This is a genomic window from Micromonospora sp. M51, from assembly GCF_018070305.1.
GTDB lineage: Bacteria > Actinomycetota > Actinomycetes > Mycobacteriales > Micromonosporaceae > Micromonospora > Micromonospora parva.
In genome coordinates this window covers 1-559 of sequence record NZ_JAGPXZ010001436.1, presented here as the reverse complement: position 1 = coordinate 559, position 559 = coordinate 1, and the positions used below count along the sequence as shown (strand labels likewise).

At 69.4% G+C, this 559-nt stretch carries 1 protein-coding gene; it reads left to right on the top strand.

Annotated features, from left to right (window positions below; translation table 11 throughout):
• Positions 1-559, top strand: a 559-nt coding sequence (locus tag KBX53_RS35300; RefSeq protein WP_210864071.1) for an XRE family transcriptional regulator, incomplete at both ends; no start/stop codon positions are given.

The window sequence follows — 559 nt, the reverse complement described above, 5'->3', positions numbered from 1 at the left end:
CGGCGAGCGAGCGCCCAGCATCGCGGTGCTGGAGCGGTTGCTTGCCGCGATGGATGTGCAGTTGGTGGTCGGGTTCGAGCCGTTGGACGCGCACCTCGACGCCCAGATCGACGACCTGGCCGCCCGGCCGATCGCCGAGCGGATCGACGGGTTGGGGCTGGATCGGCTACTGGATCGACTCACCGACTTTCCGCAGGTGATCACCGGGAGCACCGCGGCGCTGTTGCAGGGCGCGCCGGTGCCGGTCGACGCGCTGGAGATCGCCCTGCGCTGGCAGGACGCCAAAGCGTTCACCCGATGGCTGGAGGCGAACTACGGACAGCGGTGGAACGCCCGCTGGGGTGAGTTCGGCGGAGTGTGGTTGGAGCCCGAGGAGCCAGGCGAACACCTGTGGTCGACCCGCTACGGGGAGGTCAGGGCCACGATGTGCGACGAACTGCCCGAGACCATCGAGGTATGCCACGGCGGGCGGAGTTACCGGGTGGTGCCGCTCGTCGAACTGGAGCTGAGCGAGCCACGCTCCGCCGAACTGTTACGCCGCTACCGGCGCCGGCCGTTG